Raw genomic sequence first — 18291 nt, 5'->3', positions numbered from 1 at the left:
ATCCAGAGAGTAAGGCTTGCCCATCCATGCTGGCCTCCTTCCAGCCAGCATGGTGAATCAGAAACGGGCTGATTTGGGAATCCCAAATCGATTCAACTTAACCCCATCCCGCTTTAGTGGCAGCAGAATTCCTCAACCCAGCGGACGGTGGAGCTGTCAGCCGTCGTGCCCGCCGCCTCGTGATCAATCTTCACCTACCAATCGCGCGAAAGCGGTCTGATCCGACAGCATGCCAAGCGTCACAGCATCAAATTGGTTGAGCGTAGTTTTTTCTTGATCTCCCGGTGCACACGTCGCGCACACGCCGCCCTCTAACCAACTGAAAATATTGAACTCTCGCTCCAATCCATCATTGGCGAGATCGCGTTCGGCTGACGACGGTCCGGCGGCAAGATCGCGTGCCGCTACGACAATTACTTTAGTGCGAAATGGCGCGGGATAGCGCTAAATCGTCAGGGCTTGATGTCGCTTAATAAAGACCGTTTGAAAAATTAGCTGCTCAAACGGTTGTTCCGGCTAAGCCATTGATTTGGTGGGCGCACCAGGGCTCGAACCTGGGACCCGCTGATTAAGAGTCAGCTGCTCTACCAACTGAGCTATGCGCCCGAAAGGCGGCTAACGCCTTGCGAGGCCGGTCGTTTAGCAAAGCGATCCCGGGAAGGCAAGCGATGTGGAGGAGGTTTTCCAAGTCTTCATGGCCGGGTCCCAAAAAGAGAAAAGCCGCCGGATTCCAGCGGCTTCGCTCGCGATCTCCGGAGAAATGCGGGCCTTACAGGCGTCCGCCATCCCGGTCCGGCCCGCCATCCCGGTCGCCGCCGTGGAAGCGGTCCATGCCGCGCTCCATCATGCGATCCATGCGGTGCTCCATGAAGCGGTGGTGCCAGCCGCCCTCACCGCCGAACGGGCCCTGGTGGCGGGTCAGGACGGCCAGCCGCCGCTTTTGGCCGTCATCCAGGGTCTTGTAGAGGGGGTCGGCGGCGTCGGCGATCTTATTCAGCGCCGTGGAGGTGGCGCCCATGTCGTCGGCGCGCTGGCGCAGGCGGGCGACCGGATCCTCCGGCTTGTCGGAATCGCCGGGACCAGCATTCATCCGCGCATTGGCGCGATCGATGCGCAGCTTGGCGAAATCGCGCACGGCGGCCTCGACCGGCGGCCACAGCTTCTCCTGGTCGGCATTCAGCTTCAAGCCGGCATGCACGGCCGCGATCCGCGCGTCGACGAAGGCGGCGCGGTCTTCCGGATTCATGCGCATGTGGCGCATGTGGTCGGCGAAGCGGTGATATTGCGCGTAGACCGCGCCGGAGCCGGCGATGCTGAGCGCGGCAATGGCGGCGATGGCGAACTTTCTCATACGAACCTCCTCTTCCAAGGTTCCCTGAAGATGGGCGCCATTTGCACGCGGTTCAACTTACAACTTCGATAGACAGAGCAGTCTTACCAAGATGTAATCCGCGGCCGCACTTTGAAATCATTCGCAACAATCCTGGCTGAAACAGACGAAGGGCTTCCGCGTCGCGCGCGGAAGCCCTTGTCGCATTGCAGCGGCGCGTGAACTCAGTTCGTCGCGCTCTTCGCTTCCTTCTGGAATTCGTCGATCAACGGCTGGCCGACCCGGCTCGCGGCATCCTTGTAGACCGGCTCCATCGCCTTGCGCATCGCCTCGTCCTGCTCCGCCGTCAGCGAGATGATCTCGCTCTTGCCGCTCTTCTTGATCTCGGCGAGCGCGTCGTCGTTCTCCTTCTGCGACTGTGCGTTGTTGAAGTCGGTCGCTTCCTTCATCGCCTTCGCAAGCTGGTCGCGGACATCGGCCGGCAGATCGTCCCAGAACTTCTTGTTCACGATCACGACGTAGCCGATGTAGCCGTGATTGGTCTGGGTGATGTACTTCTGCACCTCGTGCATTTTCTGGGTGTAGATGTTGGACCAGGTATTCTCCTGCCCGTCGACGACGCCGGTCTGGAGCGCCTGGTAGACTTCGGAGAACGCCATCACCTGCGGCAGCGATCCCAGCGCCTTGAACTGCGCCTGGAGTACGCGCGAGGACTGGATGCGGAATTTCACGCCCTGATAGTCGGCCGGCGTGATGAGCTTCTTGTTGGCGCTCATCTGCTTGAAGCCGTTGTCCCAATAGGCAAGGCCGGTGATGCCCTTGGAGTCGAGCAGCTTGAGCAGCTTCAAGCCGAGCGCTCCCTCCGTCACCTTCCGCAGCGTCTTCAGGTCGGGAAGGATGTAGGGCAGATCGAACACCTCGAATTCGCGGATGCCGAGCGGACCGAACTTGGAATTCGACGGCGCCAGCATCTGCACGCTGCCGAGCTGGAGCGCCTCGAGCTCTTCCTTGTCCTTGTAGAGCGTCGAGTTCGGATAGACCTCGATCTTCACCTTGCCGCCGGTGTACTTCTCGGCGAGCTCCTTGAACTTCTCGGCCGCCTTGCCCTTCGGCGTATCGGTCGCAACCACGTGGCTGAATTTGATGACGATGGGCGACTGGGCCGACGCCGGCGCGGCCAAGCCAAGTGCCAGTACCGCGATGGACGCGGCGATCGCGAAGGTGCGCATGATCTCTCCCTGTTGTTATTTGGGCCGCCCGGCGCACGGGCGACCGATCCTTGATCCGGCTGCATCAATAGCGGCTGGGAGGCGGAGTCGCTATTGGCCCTTAGCAGGGCAGCCATTCATCATGAACGACGTTCGCCTCTGCGCTCCCTCTCCCGCTTGCGGGAGAGGGTTGGGGAGAGGGTGTTTCCACAACGGGATATTCCCTGTGAGGAGAGAACCCTCACCCGCCGCCCTTCGGGCGTCGGCCTCTCCCGCAAGCGGGAGAGGCGAAGCCGACAGAGTCAGCTCGCCGCCGCCGTCGTCACCGTATCGCGCTGGCGCTTCATGACGATCTTGTTGAGCGCGCCGAGATAGGCCTTGGCCGAGGCCACCAGCGTGTCCGGATCCGCCGCGCGCGCGGTCATCGAACGGCCGTCATGGGACAGGCGAACCGACACTTCAGCCTGCGCGTCGGTGCCCTCGGTCACCGCGTGGACCTGGTACAGCTCGAGCTTCGCCTCGTGCGGCACCAGCGCCTTGATGCAGTTGAAGACCGCATCGACCGGACCGTTGCCCTCGGCTTCCTCGATCCTGGTCTGGCCGTCGACATCGAGCTTCATGGTGGCGCGCTGCGGACCATGGGTGCCGGCGATCACGGTCAGCGAGGTCAGCTTGATGCGGTCGTGCGAGGCCGCCATTTCCTCGTCGACCAGCGCCTCGATGTCCTCGTCGTAGATATCCTTCTTGCGGTCGGCCAGCGCCTTCATCCGCGCGAACGCGTCTTCCAGCTGGTTCGGGCCGAGCTTGTAGCCCATCTCCTCCAGCTTGTGCACGAAGGCGTGGCGGCCGGAATGCTTGCCCAGCACCAGCGAGGACTGTTTCAGGCCGACCATCTCGGGCCGCATGATCTCGTAGGTCGAGGCGTCCTTCAGCACGCCGTCCTGGTGGATGCCGCTCTCATGCGCGAAAGCGTTCCGGCCGACGATCGCCTTGTTGTACTGCACCGGGAACGAGGTCGCCGCCGACACCACCTTTGAAGCGCGGGTGAGCTGCGTGGTGTCGATCTTGTTCCAGTACGGGAATTTGTCGTTGCGCACGTTGATCGCCATCACGATCTCTTCGAGCGCGGCATTGCCGGCGCGCTCGCCGATGCCATTGATGGTGCACTCGACCTGACGCGCGCCGCCGACGATGCCGGCCAGCGAATTCGCAACGGCCATGCCGAGGTCGTTATGGCAGTGCACGGAGAACACCGCCTTGTCCGAGTTCGGCACGCGCTCGATCAGCGTCTTCATGAAGTGGGTGTACTCGTCGGGCGTGGTGTAGCCGACGGTGTCGGGGATGTTCACCGTGGTGGCGCCGGCCTTGATGACGGCCTCGACGATGCGGCAGAGAAAGTCCATCTCGCTGCGGGTGCCGTCCTCGGCCGACCATTCGACGTCGTCGATCAGATTGCGGGCGCGCGCGACCATGGCAACCGACGTCTCGATCACCTGGTCCGGAGTCTTGTTCAACTTCACCCGCATATGCAGTGGCGAAGTCGCGATCACGGTGTGGACGCGGCCGCGCTTGGCGAATTTCACCGCTTCGGCACAACGGTCGATGTCAGCCGGATGCGCGCGCGAGAGGCCGGCGATGACGGCATTCTTGGAGCGGCGGGCGATCTCACTGACTGCCTGGAAGTCGCCTTCGGAGGTGATGGGGAAGCCGGCTTCGATCACGTCGACGCCCATATCGTCGAGCAACTCCGCAACTTCGAGCTTCTCCTCGAACGTCATGGTTGCGCCGGGGCACTGCTCGCCGTCGCGCAGGGTGGTGTCGAAAATGATGACGCGGTCCTTCTCGGACTTGTTCACGGGGGCCATTTCGAAATTTCCTTTAAGCTGGTGCGCCCTTCGGTTGGCTCGAGCGCTTGAGGTGTCCGGTGATCTCGTACAAACCCCTGAGTGCCCAGGCGCGTTTCGCCCAGCCGGCCCTCAGGGGCAGGTAAGAAGGAGCTCGCCAAGAAGGAGGGTGGGCAGGATCGCGGGCCGGGACGCGGCGGTGCCGACGGCCAGAGCCGCCTCCCCCGAAATCCCGTCATTTTGGCCGCGAATCAGCATTGCCAGACCCTTTGAGCCACAAATCCTCGGCCAAAACCGTTGACGGTTCGTTGCCGGGAGGCCCATTGAGGCGTTTCTAGACGAGAAATGGCTGAAACTGCAACGCCAAAAGATAGTCAGGGTAACTGACCTGATGGGGTGATGGAGCCCGTCGGCCGGCACACCCGGCCTCCCCTTCGCCGTCTCCTCCATCAGTCGCAAAGCGCCCGTCACGAAAAGCTCATGAAGTCGGCAAAGCCTGCGTGGCGCGCTTGCGATATGTCGGGCGCGGCCGGGCCCCGCGCCCGGCCGATGGGAGGCGGCATCATGCTTGGCATCCGTATTGCTGTTGCGTTGCTCATCCTGTGGCTTGGTCTGGCCGCCAATCCGGTGACGGCAGCGCAGCCCGAATGGCTGGAGACGGTGCGCCAGGGCGGCCACGTTATCGTGTTCCGCCACGGTCCGACCCATGCGAACCAGGCCGACACCGATCCGCTCAACATGAAAAATGTCGCCGCCCAGCGGCAGCTCACCGAAGACGGGCGTGCGCAGGCCACGGCGGTCGGAGCTGCTATGCACAGGCTCGGCATTCCCGTCAGCGCGGTCATCACCAGCACGTTCCAGCGCGCGGTCGACACCGGCACGCTGCTCGGCTTCGGCACCGTCACGGCCTCCGCAGACGTCACCGAGGGCGGTCTCGTGGTGTCGCCCGATGAGAACAACCGCCGCGCCCAGGCGCTGCGCAAGCTCGCAGCCACGTCGCCGCCGGCAGGCGGCAATCTCGTCATCGTCTCGCACAAGCCGAACCTCATGGACGCCTTCGGCAAGGACTGGTTCGACGTGCGCGAGGGCGAGGCGTCGGTGTTCAAGCCCGATGGCGCCGGCGGATCGAAGCTGATCGTTCGTATCCCCGCCGGCGAATGGAGCAAGCTGGCGGATGCGGTGAGGTGAAGGCCCCTCACCGCGTGCGCACGCGCTCGAACTCCGCCTGCGCCCGCTCGAACTTCTGATTGAACAGCCACATCGCATCGAGGATCTCGCGGACGCTCGCCGAGGTTCTTGCCCTGTCGGCGCGTCCATACGCAAAGATGCTGTTATTGCGCAAGTATTTCATGACCGTCGGGTCGGAAACGCGACTCTGAAGCAGATTGCCGGACTTGAGCGCGGCTCGCGTCGCGGTCGGGATGATCTGGATGAGCTCGAAGAATTTCATCTGATCGATCGGGTCCGGCAGCGTCTTCACGATCTCGGGTATCTGCGCGAAGAGATCGGCGTGGGCGTTCATCAGGCCGTCACGCACCGCGGTCCAGTGGTTGAGCCGATGGTCGAGGCTGCCGATGCGCGCCTCCTCCTTGTCGTCGCGCGCGATCAGTTTTGGATCAAGTGAGGCCATGGACGGCTTGATCGCCTGCCATCGCTTCCTTCCATTGCGGTCCTCGGACGGGCCCGTCTGAAAGCTGCCGATATAGGTGTTGGAGCGCCCGTTGCCGACATTCTGCTTGCCGTTGGTCTCGGCGAAGAACAGCCCCAGGCTGATGCGGCCGGCCGGGTCCGCCTGCCGCGCATCGAGCCCCTTCGCCCGCGCGATCGCGATGCCGAGATCGGCGACGTCCTTGAACGGGGTCGTTGAGGCCTGCGCGTTCGCGGGCGGCGCCTCCATGACGTCGAAGAGGCTTCTGTACTCGTCGATCAGCGGTTCGATATCGGCGTCGAAATAGGCCGGCGGGACCTCGTATTTGTTGGGCCGCCCGATGCGGGACGGAAGCGCATCGGTGAGATCCTTGTAGGTGCTCATGACGTCGACGCGCGCCAGGTAAAGGGCTTGCCCCGGCAGGTTCGGAAGCGGCTCATGCGCGTCGACCTGGCGGCGGCGCTCGGCGAGGATCGCCTTGAAGCGGCTCAAGGCATCGTTGTAGGCATCGAGTGCCTTTGACTGCGTCGCTGTGAGCGCGACCTGCTGCGCTTTCGCGGCAGATGTAAGGCCAACGCTGACCGCGGCCGTCAGGACGATGCCGACGACCATCGCGATGATGCCACGCCTTGCTTCCATAGCGAGTTCCCAAGCCTTGCGCACCCGCGCTGCCTGAATCGTAATCATCCGGCGCGCAACTTGGAAGCGTGAGCCTTGGACCATGCCTCGGCTGCGAGCTGCGTCTTCACGCAAAGTGTCAGATGTTTGCAACACTGCAAACCTATTTGCGCCGCGCCACAATCGCGCCGCAGGAAATACCAAATCGGAAACGCAAGGTGCCCGGGCAATGCACCATCAGGGGACACTGATGCGAGAACAACGGGCGATTGTTGGCGACAAGGAGCGCGTCGGCTTCACATTTTCCTTCCAGATCGCAGATGGCGGCAGACGGCGGGCGTGCTGTGTCAGGGTCGATGCTGAGAACTTCCATGACGCATCGGCCCTGTTCCGCGAACGATGGCCTGCCATCGAATCGGTGGCGCGCGACAGCATCAGGGCTGCCAGCGCGGGCGACGGCGTGATCGCGCTGGAGCTGCCTGCGCTAGCGGACTGACCGAACCGGTCAGGCATTCGTCGCGCTGCTTCGTCCGAGGATCTGATAGAGGATGATCGCGCCGAAGGTCGCGGTGCCGATGCCGCCTATCGTGAAGGCGCCGAACTTCAGCGTGAGATCGCCGGCGCCGGCGGTGAGCGCCACCGCGACCGTGATCAAATTGCGCGGATCGGAGAAGTCGACCTTGTTCTCGACCCAGATCCGCCCGGCCATGGCGGCGATCAGGCCGAACAGCACGATCGACAGGCCGCCGATCACGGGACCTGGGATCGACAGGATCAGCGCACCGAATTTCGGCGAGAAGCCGAGCAGGATCGACACCACGGAGGTCACCGCGAACAACAGCGTCGAATAGACCTTCGTCGCCGCCATCACGCCGATGTTCTCGGCGTAAGTCGTGACGCCGGTGCCGCCGCCGCAGGCCGAGACGATCGTGGCAAGGCTGTCGCCGAGGAACGCGCGACCGAGATAGCCGTCCAGGCTTCGGCCGGTCATCACACCGATGGCTTTGATGTGGCCGAGATTCTCGGCAACCAGAATGATCGCGACTGGCGCGATCAGGACAATCGCATCGGCGTGGAAAGTCGGCGTGGTGAATTTCGGCAGACCGATCCAGGGCGCAGCGGCCAGTTGGGTGAAGTCGACCGGCTTGCCGAGACCCAGGCCATTGGCGAGCAGGAGATAGAGGAGATAGCCGCCGACGGCACCGACGATGACCGGCAGCCGCCGCCACAATCCCGGAGCTGCAACCGCAGTCAGGCCGATGATCAGCACGGTCAAGAGCCCGACCCAGGTGTCGAATGGATTCGCGCTCACGGCCTTCACGGCCACCGGCGCGAGATTGAGACCGATCGCTGCGACCACCGCGCCCGTGACGGCCGGCGGCATCAATCGCTCGACCCAGCCGACGCCGGCCCACATCACGATCAGCGCAATGATGCCGTAGAGCACGCCGGCCCCGACGATGCCGCCGAGCGCAATGTCGATATGCGGATTCGGCCCCTGCCCGGAATAGCCGGTCGCCGCGATGACGACGGCAATGAAGGCGAAGCTTGAGCCGAGATAGCTCGGCACGCGTCCGGCAACGACCACAAAGAAGATCAGCGTGCCGACGCCGGAAAAGAACAGCGCGAGATTTGGGTCGAACCCCATCAGCAGCGGCGCGATGATCGTAGCCCCCGACATCGCGACGCCGTGCTGGAGGCTGGCGATGATGGTCTGGCCCCAGGGCAGCCTTTCCTCGGGCAGGATCACACCGGAGGTCTTCAGCCTCCACTGCGTAAAATAGCCGTCTTGTCCAGGACTTGTCGCCGACATGGTTTCCCCCGTTCCGGCGTTGGTCTTGCTGCGCCATCGCCATCAAAGACAGGTCGTGAGCAAAATATCAAAAACAACCCCATGCAAAGGAGTCGACGGCGGCGGCATGACGTCGTTCGTTTTTTGCGAAATCGTTTGACACGTCGGGCAAATCACTGGCAGAATGCCATCATCGGGGCGAAAGCCGTTCGATCACTCCGCACTTGTGCCCGACACGCCCGGTCTCGTCGCCTCACCTTCCAAACGGAAGGTTCGAGAACGAAGCGCCTGCGCGCGACCCGATGCGGACATCGACAGGAGAACGCCGAGGCATGAGAGGACAGGCTTGACGTTCGGCTTACATTTCCCTCACCGGCGGCTTATTCTTTGGACTCCTGGCGATACTTGAGAGCCTCCCTGCGATCGGAGGCAGCCTGAGGGATCAGCGGCTTGCGTTATCTCTTCGAGGAGTACGCATTCGACACTGATCGGCGCGATCTGCATCGCGGGACGACTCTCGTCTCCATCGCTCCGCAGGTCTTCGATCTGATAGATTACCTGATCCGCAACAGAGCGCGCGTCGTCAGCAGCGGCTCAAGAAACTAGGGCGAGCTTACCGAATAGCTGGCGTCCCGGAATGACCGCGTCTGGCCCGTTCGAGACCTTGCGATGGGCACTGAGGACATCGGAGCTGACCGGAAGTCATCACGAGAGGACTAAAGCGACGCGATTGACCCAATTCGGACCTATCGAAATCGAATAAGCACTTAACTTGGATGGAATCGAAGGGCTGAAACGGGCACCACGGCCGATGAAGATGGGCACTACTGCTGATGCAGCGGCCCGCCGATGCGATCCGGCCGGATGACCTGCGACAGACTGCGATTTTGCGCTACGCCTCATGGGCGGCCACCTTCCGAATTTCGCGGGGCCCGCGCCCGACGCCCACGCCAGCCTGCTGAAGCTGCCCCCCCTCAAATTATTTTTTGGGCCGCGACCCCGGCGCCGGGTTTGCGCCCTCTTGTCTGGATGAATGCGCCATAGCGGCGTGTCACGAACCGGAGCACAGAACCATGTGGTATAGGAAGAACGTTGGCGGGTGGGAGCGCGCGGCCAGGCTGATCGGCGGGGGCTTGATGCTCGTCTGCGGCGTGGTTGCGCTGCACGCTTCGCCGCTTGGGCTACTGCTCAGCGGTGCGGGAGTGGTGACGCTGGTCACTGGCGTGTTCGGCTACTGTCCTGCTTGCGCCGTCGCCGGGCGCGAGCCACTGAAGGGGTGACCGTCTTGGCGCGCGTATCAGACGATCTCTTGCTCGCGGCACAGTCGGGCGACCGGCACGCGCTCACACAGCTCTTGGTCGCGCTGCAGCCGGACATTCGACGCTACGCCCGGCGCCTTTGCTACCGCGCCTCTGTCATCGAGGATGTGGTGCAAGAAGCACTCATCGTCGTGTACCGGCGAGTGGGCACGATCCGCAGTCCAGCCGCACTCGCTGGCTGGCTGCTAACCGTCATCGCGCGCCTTTGCATGCTGCCGGCGCTTATGCTGATGCGCGGAGTCGAGGAGCTCGCCAGCCTGGAAGAGTCACGCGAGCTCGCAAAGGTCCCGCCGGACGAGTTACGCATAGACTTGGTCAACGCGATCGAGTCGCTTTCGCCCTCGCATCGCGAAGTGCTGCTGCTGCGCGATCTCGAAGATCTGACGATTGGGGAGATCGCCCGGCGGCTCGGCGTGACGCGTGAAGCGGCCAAAAGCCGCCTGCGCCGCGCCCGCGCATTGGTGCGCGAATACCTGCTCGGCACAAAGGACAGCGGACGAGAGAGCACATGAATTACTTTCGTGGAGTCGGCATGTTCGGGAGCGCTTTCCTGGGTGCACACCTGATGCGCGGCGCGGCTGCGGCGGCGCTTCTCGCTTGGGCCATCGTCCACCAGACCGCGCACCCTTGGCTATCCTTGGGCGCGGGCGTTGCCGCCCTCGTCGCGTTACGCGGATGCCCGATGTGCTGGACTGTGGGCCTGGTCGAGACGCTTTCGCAAGGCCATCGCGATTCAACAGATGCTCTTTCAATAGCGCCGCCAGCGAAAGCATCAGGAGGTGACCATGCAAAGGGTGAGTGCCGTCTTGGGCTCTGCGCTATTCTTTGTGGTTGCGCCGTGTGTGCTCGCAGGGCTGATCCCGTGGTCTATGACCCGCTGGGAGTTCAGGCCCGCTTTTTTCGGCCTTGAGGGCGGACGCTCAGTCGGCGTCCTCCTCATCCTGGTCGGTTTGCCCGGACTCGTGGACTCCTTTGCACGATTTGCGCTTCAAGGCCTAGGCACACCTGCGCCCGTTGCGCCACCCAAGAACCTGGTGGTCACAGGTCTCTACCGGCATGTGCGCAATCCGATCTACCTCGCCGTCGTCGCAATCATCCTTGGTCAGGCTGTGTTGTTTGGCGATTGGCGCCTCGTTCTGTGGGGCGCACTGCTCTGGCTCTTCTTCCACCTGTTCGTCGTTGCCTATGAAGAGCCGACTCTGCGGAGCACGTTTGGTTCAGAGTACGAGGCATATTGCGCGAACGTCCGCCGCTGGGTTCCTCGGGTGGTCCCCTGGAGAGCACCGAGGTCTGGTTGGCGACAGCCCGCAAAGAAATGAGGTCGGGCGGTTGTTTTCCCTGTGGCAAATTTCGGCAAGTTTGGACCTGCCTCGCCTGGGAAACGCGCAGTGGAAATGTGCGCCCACGGGACCCGCGATCAGTATCGATAAGCCTCATTCTCGCTCGTTATCGTTGATTCCCCGGACTTGTAGATCAAGCCGAGGATAGCCGGAGCGGTGTCCGTCACCCGGCGGAGATGGGTGATCAAGGAGTTCGAAATGAGGTAAGGCGACCAAGCTCGCATGCGCAACCCGCAAGCATATCGCCCACCCCGGTTGCTTATGCCCCAAAGTACACTAGCCCCGAGTGCCGCAATGCTTTGAAATGAGAGCTCAACATCCCGGCAGGGACGGAGTGATGGCAGGGACGTCGGAGTTGCCTCCTGAAATCGCAGAGTTGTTCGCGGCTGCTGAAAAACTGCCTTTGGGCAAGAAACGCGATGAGTTGCTTTGGAAGGCGTTGGAATTGGAAGCTAGATTGAAGGTGGAACGCTGGCTCAATTCTTCGGGGCTGCGGCCACCGCGCCGGACGGGAGACGAGGATTGATTGGCTGCACTGTGGCTGGCTGCCCGTAGTGAGCGACTGGCCTTGTGTCCCTGCGATTCCACCGTACCGTCGAGCGCATGGAAATATGGAGCGCGAGCAGCGACGGCTTTCGTTTATGATCAGCTTTGAAAGTCGGACCGGGCCCGGCTTTCACGGGAGTCCCGGGTATGTCGCGTCATAACGTCGCATTTACCAGAGTCGCGGCGCGATCAGGATCTTCGGCTCGCCCTTCAAAACCTTCGCCGAGGCCGCCTGCGACGCTATGCGGAAACACTAACGGGCAAAATTTGAAAGCCTTCCGGGACGGGATCGACCAACGGCTTTCCGTCATGGGCGGCGACGTGGCGATATGACTATGGCTCTATACGTCCCGGGTCGCACAGGATTTTTGGAACAGTCAGAAGAACGTCCATATTTCACAGTCGGCGCCTTTGACTTAGATCAACCCGCCGTTGACCCGCACACGTCGTTCTGCTCGGGGCATACGATACGAGCAACCCGGCCGCCGCGAGCGGGAATGGAGACTGCTCCCAACCGTGGTGTTTCAGGAGGTTGACGAACGAAGCGCGATGCAAGGCGGCTCAGGCGACGGTCGAAGGCAGCGTGGAGCGAGGTCAAGAGCGGCCTACAGGACCCAAAGAGCTTCGGGCATCGCCACTGGCCTCGCCAGTGGCCGAGACAACCGGCGCTGCTTCATGTTCTTAGGAGGATAATCGTGGCAGACAAATCGAGCTTCACAAAGGAAGAGTGGGTGCTGTTGCTTGAGAGCCCGATGATGGCCGGCATGGCTGTCACCGCGGCCGATCCAAGCGGCCTTTGGGGTCTTCTGAAGGAATCATTTGCCGGCGGCAATGCTCTCGCGAAAGCCATTGCCGATCCCGGTGCCAATCCTCTTGTGAAAGCACTCGCGACCGACTTTTCGACCAGTGAGGCGCGAAGTGCTGCGCGTGATGGCCTCAAAACCAAGTTCGCCAACAGCCAAGCTGCGGACGTCAAGACCAAGTCGATCGAATCTCTGCGCCAGGTATCAGCGGTATTGAAAGCGAAGGCGCCCGGCGATGCTCCAGCTTTCCGAAGTTGGTTGCGCCAGATCAGCCAAACTACTGCTGAGGCGGCGAACGAGGGTGGCCTGCTCGGCTTTGGCGGTGTTCAGGTGAGTGAGGCTGAGAAAGCGACCTTGGCCGAAATCTCCAGCGCCCTCGAAATTTGATGAGGCAGTGGGCCTAACACAGCGTGAAAACTCATGGTCTGAAGGAGGAAAAAATGAGCCGTGGAACACCATCGATGACTGCGCTCCTTGGAATGCTTGCCCTTGCGGGATATCAGAATAGGGACAAGCTCATGGAAATGTTCAACAACGCAACGAGTGGCCTTCCCAATACCGGCAGCGGCGGACAGGCCCCGGGGCAGAGCAACCTTTCAAATGTCTTTGGTGGCCTCCTAGGCGGAGGAGGAGTCGGGAGCTTGCTTGGTGGCGGTCTCAACGAATTGCTCGAGCAATTCACGAAAAATGGGCAGGGAGACGCCGCCGAATCTTGGGTCGGTACCGGCCCCAACAAGGAGATTTCGCCACCTCAAGTTAGACAAGCCATCGGGCAGGATGTCTTGGCTGCGCTGGTCCAGCAGACCGGGCTGTCGCAAGAAGAGCTTCTCGCTCGACTTTCGCGAGAACTGCCAACAGCCGTCGACAGGTATACGCCGGACGGCCGTCTACCGCCTCGGGGCGCTTGAACTCATCGGGTACAGGGGGAAATCGTAACATGAGCATCATCTGGACCATCATCATCGGATTTTTGGCGGGTGTGGTTGCAAAGTTCATCATGCCCGGAGACAACGAGCCGTCCGGGTTCGTCATGACGAGTATTTTGGGCATCGTGGGCTCGTTCGTTGCCTCCTTCCTCGGGGAAGCGCTCGGCTGGTATAAGGCAGGCGAAGGCGCCGGTTTCATTGGTGCCGTCGTAGGGGCGATCATCGTGCTGCTGATCTATGGATTCTTTGCTGGCAAGCGGCGAGGAGCTTGACCTGCTTGACCTGAGGCTTGTGCCAAGACCAATACGATAGCCCTGCCGTGGCTGACATTGCAGTGACTGCCAGAATAGCGCGGTCCCCGAAAAAGCAAAACTTGCGCTGACTAGTTCAGCGCAAGGACGTGCGCCGTCCGCAATTCGGTCAGCGCGCTGCCGGTTGTCATCAGAAAACACATCCGACGATGCGGGAATTGGCAGCCTCGCAGCCAAACTTAGCGAGACACGGCAAGGCCTTTGCCAACGAAGAGCCTTTGAGGCTTTTGGGACCATCGGTCGCTCCGATGGTCCCTTATCATAGTGGTGCCATCGGCGCGACACATCGGGCGGCTGTTGCTTCATGCAATCGAGCGAGGAATGCTATTTGATCGTCGCGTGCACAGTAATGACCGACGTGCCAGATGCCGTCGGCCCCAGTCCTGTTGCTTTGATGGCGAACGTATCGCCTCCCGTGGACCTTGCCTTCGCCTTGTATTCGTAGGTGCTTGGATTGATCTTTTTCAACTTACCATGTGTCGGTTTCTGCAAAATCTCGGAACTGCTCACCGTACCGCGCATCGGGATCGAACACAGGCAACTCCCCCCTGATGCGACGCTGATGTCGCCAGTTGAATTTTCGTCCCAATCCGCCAGTCCTACCAACTTTGGACACTCAGGAGCGGCAAGCGTAGAGACACCGACATTGGGCTTGTTGCTCCAACGATGAGCGCGGCAGCAGCAACTATGGACAACCGCATCGTAGCCTTCCTCATTTCCGTGCAAACACTGTCCGAACCTTTATCGTCGCCGAAGTGGCCGATGTTTTGGAGGGTCTGTTCCCGTAATTGCCCGATACCAGGCGGCGTCCGATTGAACGCGCGCTCTATCAGCGGCAAGTTCAGATTGTCCTCGATAGAACTGGCTTAGGGCGAGGTAGCAATCGGTGCGCGCCGGTCCGCTGGGTATCGTAGCGCAGTCCGCCTGCGCCCTCGCGACAGCAGGAAAACTCGCCAGCAAGATTGCGACGGCGCTTGCGGTCAGATGCGTCATGCCACCTCCAGATCGGATTGCAGCGTTCGGCCCCCAGGGCCGACATGCGAAGTGACGGCCACAGTGTCTGCCGTCAGGGCAGAGCTGACAAGGCTGGATGAACCGACAACGTCGGTTGCTGGACCCAAAGCGGCCGTCAGCCATTGATCGGCTTTCGACCCCACGCGCCTGAGAGATGACAAATGCGTGGGGCGTTGGGCGTACCGCGTCTCGATCATTCTCCGCTACCAATTTGTTAAGCGGGGCTTTGCCTATGCGGGAGACTATTGATCCAGTTCAAACAGACGCGGTCATTTCCGAATGTCGCCTTCTGGCCCTTGGCGTCGAAGCTTCCGCGCAATTCGGCGTCGACTGTTCAGAAAGACCGGACATGGTTGCAGGTATGCCAAACAACCACGCTCCCGCCGACTCGAGCCGTAGCGGTCTTCTGTCGTGCAACTGAGTTCAGCGGGTAAGCATGATCGAGGTTGGGCGCGGCGCCCAACTCCGTTCTGCATATCTGTGCGCCAAGTTGCGGTTGAAGGCCTACGGCCGATCAGTTCGGTCCGGACCCGGACACGACGCCGGGAACGGGAAAAGCTCGGCACATCTCGACGCACTCCGACCTGAGACGCGCGACGACCGCATCGTCTCCGTTCGCCTGCAGAGCCGCTGCAATGAACTCGCCGATGCGACGCATCTCGGATTCTCCCATGCCACGCGTGGTCGCCGCCGGTGTCCCAAGGCGAATACCGCTCGGCCTGAGCGGCGGGCGCGGATCGTCGGGAATAACTTGCTTGTTCGTGGTGATGGCCATGGCATCGAGCACGTCCTCGGCGGCTCTCCCATCCAATCCGACGGACGCCACCGTATCGACGACCATCATGTGATTGTCCGTCCCGTCCGTGACCAGCTTCATCCCGCGCTCCATCAGCACGTCGGCAAGAACCTTCGCGTTGCGCAAAACCTGCCGCGCGTATGCCTGGAAATCCGAGGTCGCTGCCTTCTTGAGCGTCACGGCAGTCCCGGCCACGACATTCATGTGAGGCCCGCCCTGCAAACCGGGAAAGACGGACGCATCGATCCGGCCGGCATGTTCTTTCCGGCACAGGATGATCCCGCCACGGGGGCCGCGCAGCGTCTTGTGGGATGTCGTCGTCATGACGTCGAAGCCGGCGTCAAGCGGATTGCGCATGACATTCGCGGCAACCAATCCGCCGTAGTGGCTCACGTCAGCCATCGTGAGCGCGCCAACCTCGTCGGCGATGCTCTTGAATGCCGCATAGTCCAGGTCGCGCGGATAGGAGCTGTAGCCGCACAACACCATCTTCGGACGCGATTGACGCGCAATCGCGCGCAATTCGTCGAAATCGATCGCTCCGCTCTCTGATGCCGTCTTGTAGCGAATGAAGTTGAACAGACGCCCCATGTGGGACACCGGCGCACCATGGGTGAGATGGCCGCCGTGCGACAGGTCCATGGCGAGAATGGTGTCGCCGGGCTTCAGCAGGCCGAGATAGACAGCCTGATTCATCGGGGATCCGGAAAGAGGCTGAACGTTGGCGTGCTCGGCGCGAAACAGCGAGCAGGCCCGCTGGCGGGCGAGGTTCTCGATCTCGTCCGTAAACTGCTGGCCGCCGTAGTAGCGGCGTCCCGGATATCCTTCGGAGTATTTATTGGTGAAGACCGACCCGAGCAGTTCAAGCACCTCCGGGTAGGTGTAGTTCTCGGAGGGAATCAGTTCGACGCCGTCCTGTTGACGACGCTCTTCCCCTGCCAGGGCGGCGGCGATCTCTTGATCGTTGATGGACAATTCGTTGCGAAACGACGACATGCTCGGGCTCCTCAACTCGCTGTTCTTTCAGCAGATTGATTGCCCAGGCGATCGGCGTTGGACCCCTTCGCGCTTCACCGTGGTCATTTCCACGTTAGCTCGCCAGTCGCGCGATAGGACGAATGAGCACGGAGGCTCTTCGTGACGAGAAAGTTAGCCGACCTGCGGACCTTCCGCAACCACAAGTTCGTGCGGCCGCTCCGGCGCTTGCGCCATTCCCGAACGCAGCGAGGGTGCCAAGGCATCGGCGAGGACGCTTGAAATTCGGCTTACTTTTTCTTCACCGCCACCCGCCCGGCAACGACCAACCAACGATGCACGATCTCCCACTTGTCGCGTCCGCGGGGATTGAAATCCAGGAGGGGCGACTTGGCATTTTGAAGTTCGAGGAAAAATTCGAGGGTTTCCTTGCGCGCGTCTCGTTTGCGCGCCAATCGTCGCCTCGCAATCCAGCGATCCCATTCCTGCACGATCAGCAACTGTCGTCTCGTCCCAAGAGCCATTGCAGCGCGCCAGCTGATAGAGCGAATAGGCTTCGATCGCCTCCCCGCGGCTAGTTTGCAGCGGCGTCGGTACGAAAGCTAACACGACGGAAGCGTCGGATGGTCGGGCCTTGGCTCGATGGAGAATGCTTGTCGTCGAGAGCTCACGCCGGAGGTCAAATCGTCCTCCAAAGCGCTGAATACCTGGGCAGCCAATTCGCTCAGCTTGGTCAAGCTCCGTTGCATATCGCTTGGCATCCGGGCGAATTCTCGGGATTTCTGATATGTTCTGAATTGGATAATCTGCGCCGACATGGCCCATACTCCGGCAGCTACAATATTGGTCTCCCAGAGTAGTCGCCGATCTGCCGACCTGCCTATCTGCCAATTCCGGTGGCAAGCCTATTCTTTGTGGTGGCAGTTGCCGCCTGAGGGGCAACAGGATGTCCGTTCATCTATCGCCAGCAGGCATCGTTCGGAATGGCGGCGAAGTCTCAAAATGAGCCAAAGCCGACCCGTGTTGGCCTGGCGGGCCAATCTGAAATCGGGTGGATCGATCCGTGTGAAATCCTATCGTGACTTAACACACGTAGGAGCACGACATGCACAAGTTTCATTCCATCACCGCTCTTTGTGGAGACGGCCTCCGGCCAGAACTGCGAGCGCTGTTCGAGCGGCTGTCGATTGATCCTCACTCCGGGCTGCGCATTCGTCACGACGGCATGATCCAAGCCGGCCCAGACCCCATTTCTGAGGCACCAGATGTCGTTGAGGTAAAGCCTAAAAGAGCTGCCTGATTTATCGACGCCGCTCACGGGGGTGGGCGCGGATCAGCTTCTGGGCCAATTGCGGACCTGCCCCCAGCGCCAATTTGGATCGCAGGATCGCAACACAAACCGCGCGCTTCACGTCATCGTTCCCGGCACGAAGCAGCGAACGCTCACACCCGTCGGGCCGTACAGCGGCCAGACCAACGTCACGTTAGCCCTGTTCGGCTCGTCGATGACGGCCTCGTCGGGCACGTAAACCCACTCGGTTTCCACGTTGGCGGCGCCGGCCATCGCGCGCTGGAAGCCCCCAGGCGTTGTCGGCACGCGGACGCGGTAACGGTTGCCGTTAATCTCCCAATCTACCTCGGGCAAATGCATCGCTTCGCTGCCATCGCAGCACAGATCCCCCTTTCGGTCATGAAGCTTCTCAAACCAGTTCGACAGATCGGCCCGATTGTGATCGTGCGCGACCACGGCGCCGGCCCATACGATCAGCACGACGGCGAACAGACTACGGAACACTGGAGATCGCAGATGGGCCAACAACG

At 61.5% G+C, this 18291-nt stretch carries 18 protein-coding genes, 1 tRNA gene, 1 pseudogene and 1 riboswitch; of the genes and pseudogenes, 11 read left to right on the top strand and 9 right to left on the bottom strand.

The genetic code is table 11. From position 1 onward, the window contains the following. Positions 1 to 530: 530 nt before the first annotated feature. The 4 genes from QQL28_RS15520 to QQL28_RS15505 all read right to left on the bottom strand — a co-directional run bounded on the left by QQL28_RS15520 (position 531) and on the right by QQL28_RS15505 (position 4403). Positions 531 to 606 (bottom strand) — tRNA-Lys (locus QQL28_RS15520). Positions 607 to 769: 163 nt separating this feature from the next. Further along, complete coding sequence (locus QQL28_RS15515) at positions 770 to 1351, bottom strand: Spy/CpxP family protein refolding chaperone (protein ID WP_284266671.1); 582 nt, start codon at positions 1349 to 1351, stop codon at positions 770 to 772. A gap of 203 nt (positions 1352 to 1554) precedes the next feature. Beyond that, positions 1555 to 2559, bottom strand: coding sequence for a TRAP transporter substrate-binding protein (locus tag QQL28_RS15510; protein WP_284266668.1), 1005 nt, complete (start codon positions 2557 to 2559; stop codon positions 1555 to 1557). A gap of 281 nt (positions 2560 to 2840) precedes the next feature. After that, a complete protein-coding gene (locus QQL28_RS15505; protein ID WP_284266666.1) occupies positions 2841 to 4403 on the bottom strand; it encodes a 2-isopropylmalate synthase in 1563 nt (520 codons plus the stop codon). A gap of 543 nt (positions 4404 to 4946) precedes the next feature. On the opposite strand from QQL28_RS15505, the gene QQL28_RS15500 reads away from it, so the two are divergent. After that, on the top strand, positions 4947 to 5570 hold the full coding sequence (locus QQL28_RS15500) for a histidine phosphatase family protein (RefSeq protein ID WP_284266664.1): 624 nt from the start codon (positions 4947 to 4949) through the stop codon (positions 5568 to 5570). Positions 5571 to 5577: 7 nt separating this feature from the next. Here QQL28_RS15500 and QQL28_RS15495 read toward each other — a convergent pair whose 3' ends face one another. Next, positions 5578 to 6669 (bottom strand): hypothetical protein, encoded by a 1092-nt coding sequence (locus tag QQL28_RS15495; RefSeq protein WP_284266662.1) that lies wholly within the window; start codon positions 6667 to 6669, stop codon positions 5578 to 5580. 229 nt (positions 6670 to 6898) lie between these two features. On the opposite strand from QQL28_RS15495, the gene QQL28_RS15490 reads away from it, so the two are divergent. Next, on the top strand, positions 6899 to 7144 hold the full coding sequence (locus QQL28_RS15490) for a hypothetical protein (protein WP_284266660.1): 246 nt from the start codon (positions 6899 to 6901) through the stop codon (positions 7142 to 7144). Between the two features lie 9 nt (positions 7145 to 7153). On the opposite strand, the gene QQL28_RS15485 is transcribed toward QQL28_RS15490, so the two are convergent. After that, on the bottom strand, positions 7154 to 8461 hold the full coding sequence (locus tag QQL28_RS15485) for a solute carrier family 23 protein (RefSeq protein ID WP_284266658.1): 1308 nt from the start codon (positions 8459 to 8461) through the stop codon (positions 7154 to 7156). 429 nt (positions 8462 to 8890) lie between these two features. Here QQL28_RS15485 and QQL28_RS15480 point away from each other — a divergent pair. The 8 genes and pseudogenes from QQL28_RS15480 to QQL28_RS15440 form a co-directional block, all read left to right on the top strand. Beyond that, positions 8891 to 9028: pseudogene (locus QQL28_RS15480) on the top strand (winged helix-turn-helix domain-containing protein); the annotation flags it as partial. Positions 9029 to 9513: 485 nt separating this feature from the next. Next, the gene (locus QQL28_RS15475; RefSeq protein WP_284266656.1) at positions 9514 to 9720 is read left to right on the top strand and encodes a YgaP family membrane protein; all 207 of its coding nucleotides are present in this window, start codon (positions 9514 to 9516) and stop codon (positions 9718 to 9720) included. A 5-nt stretch (positions 9721 to 9725) separates the two neighbouring features. After that, complete coding sequence (locus QQL28_RS15470) at positions 9726 to 10271, top strand: RNA polymerase sigma factor (RefSeq protein WP_284266654.1); 546 nt, start codon at positions 9726 to 9728, stop codon at positions 10269 to 10271. Positions 10272 to 10544: 273 nt separating this feature from the next. Continuing rightward, positions 10545 to 11078, top strand: a complete 534-nt coding sequence (locus QQL28_RS15465; RefSeq protein ID WP_284266652.1) for a methyltransferase family protein — start codon at positions 10545 to 10547, stop codon at positions 11076 to 11078. A gap of 358 nt (positions 11079 to 11436) precedes the next feature. Further along, a complete protein-coding gene (locus QQL28_RS15460; RefSeq protein WP_284266650.1) occupies positions 11437 to 11625 on the top strand; it encodes a hypothetical protein in 189 nt (62 codons plus the stop codon). Positions 11626 to 12340: 715 nt separating this feature from the next. Then, entirely contained in the window at positions 12341 to 12835 is a 495-nt protein-coding gene (locus QQL28_RS15450; protein WP_284266648.1) for a hypothetical protein, read from the top strand. 53 nt (positions 12836 to 12888) lie between these two features. Next, positions 12889 to 13356 carry a YidB family protein gene (locus QQL28_RS15445; protein WP_284266646.1) on the top strand — a complete coding sequence of 156 codons (468 nt, stop codon included), beginning with the start codon at positions 12889 to 12891 and terminating at the stop codon, positions 13354 to 13356. Positions 13357 to 13385: 29 nt separating this feature from the next. Then, complete coding sequence (locus QQL28_RS15440) at positions 13386 to 13646, top strand: GlsB/YeaQ/YmgE family stress response membrane protein (protein ID WP_284266644.1); 261 nt, start codon at positions 13386 to 13388, stop codon at positions 13644 to 13646. Positions 13647 to 15213: 1567 nt separating this feature from the next. Here QQL28_RS15440 and glyA read toward each other — a convergent pair. Continuing rightward, complete coding sequence (glyA, locus tag QQL28_RS15435; RefSeq protein WP_284266641.1) at positions 15214 to 16470, bottom strand: serine hydroxymethyltransferase; 1257 nt, start codon at positions 16468 to 16470, stop codon at positions 15214 to 15216. A gap of 55 nt (positions 16471 to 16525) precedes the next feature. After that, positions 16526 to 16611: riboswitch (ZMP/ZTP riboswitch) on the bottom strand. A 149-nt stretch (positions 16612 to 16760) separates the two neighbouring features. Further along, positions 16761 to 16970, bottom strand: coding sequence for a hypothetical protein (locus tag QQL28_RS15430; protein WP_431309606.1), 210 nt, complete (start codon positions 16968 to 16970; stop codon positions 16761 to 16763). A 605-nt stretch (positions 16971 to 17575) separates the two neighbouring features. Between QQL28_RS15430 and QQL28_RS15425 the strand changes: the two genes are divergently transcribed. Next, positions 17576 to 17770 carry a hypothetical protein gene (locus QQL28_RS15425; protein ID WP_284266640.1) on the top strand — a complete coding sequence of 65 codons (195 nt, stop codon included), beginning with the start codon at positions 17576 to 17578 and terminating at the stop codon, positions 17768 to 17770. Positions 17771 to 17878: 108 nt separating this feature from the next. On the opposite strand, the gene QQL28_RS15420 is transcribed toward QQL28_RS15425, so the two are convergent. Continuing rightward, entirely contained in the window at positions 17879 to 18286 is a 408-nt protein-coding gene (locus QQL28_RS15420; protein WP_284266638.1) for a hypothetical protein, read from the bottom strand. Positions 18287 to 18291 lie beyond the last annotated feature (5 nt).

It is taken from the genome of Bradyrhizobium iriomotense, from assembly GCF_030160715.1.
Lineage (GTDB): Bacteria > Pseudomonadota > Alphaproteobacteria > Rhizobiales > Xanthobacteraceae > Bradyrhizobium > Bradyrhizobium iriomotense.
Note: the sequence above shows the minus strand (reverse complement) of the source record. Positions and strands in the feature narration are given on the sequence as shown.

Bases quoted from the DNA above. Each gene is read 5' to 3' on its own strand.
- QQL28_RS15440 (WP_284266644.1), top strand. From the start codon at position 13,386: ATGAGCATCATCTGGACCATCATCATCGGATTTTTGGCGGGTGTGGTT.
- QQL28_RS15475 (WP_284266656.1), top strand. From the start codon at position 9,514: ATGTGGTATAGGAAGAACGTTGGCGGGTGGGAGCGCGCGGCCAGGCTG.
- QQL28_RS15425 (WP_284266640.1), top strand. From the start codon at position 17,576: ATGCACAAGTTTCATTCCATCACCGCTCTTTGTGGAGACGGCCTCCGG.
- QQL28_RS15495 (WP_284266662.1), bottom strand. From the start codon at position 6,669: ATGGAAGCAAGGCGTGGCATCATCGCGATGGTCGTCGGCATCGTCCTG.
- QQL28_RS15510 (WP_284266668.1), bottom strand. From the start codon at position 2,559: ATGCGCACCTTCGCGATCGCCGCGTCCATCGCGGTACTGGCACTTGGC.
- QQL28_RS15505 (WP_284266666.1), bottom strand. From the start codon at position 4,403: ATGGCCCCCGTGAACAAGTCCGAGAAGGACCGCGTCATCATTTTCGAC.
- QQL28_RS15465 (WP_284266652.1), top strand. From the start codon at position 10,545: ATGCAAAGGGTGAGTGCCGTCTTGGGCTCTGCGCTATTCTTTGTGGTT.
- QQL28_RS15490 (WP_284266660.1), top strand. From the start codon at position 6,899: ATGCGAGAACAACGGGCGATTGTTGGCGACAAGGAGCGCGTCGGCTTC.
- QQL28_RS15460 (WP_284266650.1), top strand. From the start codon at position 11,437: ATGGCAGGGACGTCGGAGTTGCCTCCTGAAATCGCAGAGTTGTTCGCG.
- QQL28_RS15445 (WP_284266646.1), top strand. From the start codon at position 12,889: ATGAGCCGTGGAACACCATCGATGACTGCGCTCCTTGGAATGCTTGCC.
- QQL28_RS15485 (WP_284266658.1), bottom strand. From the start codon at position 8,461: ATGTCGGCGACAAGTCCTGGACAAGACGGCTATTTTACGCAGTGGAGG.
- QQL28_RS15500 (WP_284266664.1), top strand. From the start codon at position 4,947: ATGCTTGGCATCCGTATTGCTGTTGCGTTGCTCATCCTGTGGCTTGGT.
- QQL28_RS15515 (WP_284266671.1), bottom strand. From the start codon at position 1,351: ATGAGAAAGTTCGCCATCGCCGCCATTGCCGCGCTCAGCATCGCCGGC.